We start from the raw sequence: 2,883 nt of genomic DNA on the forward strand, positions 1-2,883 counted from the left end.
ATTGTCGATAGGTAAGTCTTTGAGGTTATCTCCAACTTTTCCCCCGATCCGCACGGTACGTGCCACTTTCACGGCATACCGCGGTCCACCTATATTGTAGTTTTCTTTTCATCTAATAATGATAAGCTCTAAGCAAACAACGCTAGTTGTTCATGTTCCATATCCACTTCATTTTGTGATTACATACAGATTTCCTCATTTTTGACTAATTTCCGCAATTTATTAAGTTTGCCTAACTGTTCCTCGTTGAGTTTTAATTTATTGAGGAATTGGTTTATGGTTTCTATATTGGTCGCGTGTATTAGTGTATGGACACTTGGCTTGATGATGGTAAGATTTTTGTAGCTGTCATCCCTTGTTTCACTCCATAATCGCTTATGGTGACAGTGGATGTCCCAAGGCGAGAGTTTCTCACCTGTTACACTGCATCTTCCTTTTTGTGCAATATAAAGAGAAATTCGATTATCATTGTATTCTATGGTTGCCCGTTCATTTATAACTGGGTTTTCTCTTAACCATTTCAGTTCCGCTTCGGTTATTTCTGCCAAGTTTTTGTGTATAAGGGCTCGTCCTTCTGCGGTGTATCTGTTAATAGATTGCTTTTTCATCATCGGTTTTTTGTGTTGAATATAGGAGATTGGTAAAATAGGACATTTCATGAGAAATCTCATCGCTTTTGACTTTAGGTATGGTTTAATACCTCTGTCTTTCCCTTTATATTTCCCTATATTCGTGTATCCGTTTGTGTTGCTTTTTCCTCTAATTTTTGACTTTGGGAATCTGTTATACATCATGTGACCAAGACTATGGTTCATTTTACTGAAATCCAGGGAAGCATGCGTTGCTATTTTATAATAGTTGTGCTTACCAATGACCATGCTGTTGTATATACTGATTCTCTTAATTGTTTCATTAGAGTTTGGGGTTCTCTGTATCCTTTTCACTTGTTTTGCTAAATCTTGTTTTGTTTTTTCCAGTGCTTTTGGAGAGATGTGTGTTACTGCAATGTATCGTGTGTTACCGTTCTTCTTACCTTTCTTTACAGCCTTAAGAGTGAAACCTAAGAATTCACTCTGTTGCTTTTTCAGATTGGTTACTTTAGACTTTTCGGTTGAGATAGGCAGTTTTAGACGTTCTTCTAACCACATTTGAGTTGCTTCGAAAATTTTCTCCGCATTCCTACGTGTATTTGTAAAGATTTTAAAATCATCTGCGTATCTTACGATATACATTGGTTTCATCTTGGATGTTTTGGATAGACAATATGTTACAGTGTCATTACTCCAAATCCCATCTTTCAATCTCGGCTTTACCTTCTTGGCTTTGAAAGTTTCCCATTGATTACTAATCCACCAGTCAAATTCGTTAAGGTTAACATTGGCGAGTAGTGGACTAAGGATACCACCTTGCGGGGTACCTTTGGTCGGAAATATCGTTTTGCCGTTAGGCAGTTGCACTGGCGCTTTCAATATTTTCCGGATAATGACTAGTAGTTGTTTGTCACGAATACCCAGTGTCCATAGTTGGCGCATGAGTTTGACGTGACTTACTTCGTCAAAGAATCCCTGAATGTCTATATCCACCACATATGTAAGGTTTTGCTGATTTACCCGTTTTGTTGCGTCTGCTATAGCATTTTCAGCACTTCTGTTTGGGCGAAATCCATGACTTCGGTTACAGAAGTGTGCTTCACAGATAGGCTCCATTACTTGTAAGATGCATTGTTGGATAATCCTATCCCACATACTTGGTATTCCCAGAGGTCTGGTTTTCCCATTGGGTTTCGGTATTTCCTTGCGCCTTACTTTCTGCGGTTGGTAGTTTTGAAAGCGTCTTTTTACTTCGTTCAAGAAATAGCTTTGTTCCATTCTCTCAATATCCTTAATGTTTACATTGTCACAAGCTGCTGTTTTACTCCCTTTGTTTCCTTTAATATTACGAAACGCGAGGAGTATATTTTCATCTGATATAATGATAGGCATTAAATTTTTAAAAGAATTTTTCTTTGTTGCCTTCTGGTATAAGTTATCTAAGAAAGTTTGGATACCGTAGTATTCGTTGTGTCTTAGTTTCTTATTCTTTGGCGTGGACTTAGTTCTATCATTCATGGTCTATCACCTACTCTCATATTGATTTGGTGACCTTTTGAGTCTTACCAGAATCCATGCAAGATTAGATGAAATTTCAGTTCCTACAAATAGGCTTGTGGCTGTTCCTCCAATTCCATTACAGAATCTTCAACGGTCGTGCCACTACTCTCACCACTATTAAGAATACTTCCCTCGGTTACCCGTTTCGTATTCAACTATATCCGCCGATAGAGTCATAGACCCAACGTTAGTGGCTTTCGACGTTCCGTTCAGACTATCGTTGTTTTAAAGATCTTTCAATCTCCGATTTAGGTGCTTGCTTTACCCCGTGTCTAGCTCCGTTGCCTGTAACAACGTTAGGATTGGTCACTATGCGATGTTTCCAATCCATTAGACAAGTCTTATTTTCAGACTCCGAATCATTTCTGACCCGTAAACCTATCGAGGTGTACATTCGCAAGTTCGTCAGTGTTTACACATTCTCACCTTGTCGGTTGACAGCATACGGTACTTAGTTAGTTCCAGCCGGTTTATTATTCCTGCTGGCTTTCGGTTATCCATATAGACACTACGAACCGTAACCGCATGTTTTACCCTGCTTCCAACATCTCACTCTGCCGAGTGTATGCAGTTGGGAATCTCACTGGGAGAGTTTCGGGGCGTTACTCCTTCATTCCTCTCACTCGCCTGAACAGTTATCCTACTCTTTATTGTTTTCGATGTTTCTACAATTAAGAATAGTCCTCGTTGTCGCCTATGCTCCCGCATTACTTACTCGAGAACGTCTCGCACC

General features: G+C 39.4%; 1 protein-coding gene. It reads right to left on the reverse strand.

Annotated features, from left to right (window positions below):
- Positions 1 to 179 precede the first annotated feature (179 nt).
- Positions 180 to 2,108: a group II intron reverse transcriptase/maturase gene (gene ltrA, locus K5S59_RS29115; RefSeq protein ID WP_000999901.1), complete on the reverse strand. Its 1,929-nt coding sequence runs from the start codon at positions 2,106 to 2,108 to the stop codon at positions 180 to 182.
- Between the last annotated feature and the right edge of the window lie 775 nt (positions 2,109 to 2,883).

The sequence above is a fragment of the Bacillus sp. BML-BC051 genome, assembly GCF_019656175.1.
GTDB classification, from domain to species: Bacteria; Bacillota; Bacilli; order Bacillales; family Bacillaceae_G; genus Bacillus_A; species Bacillus_A mobilis.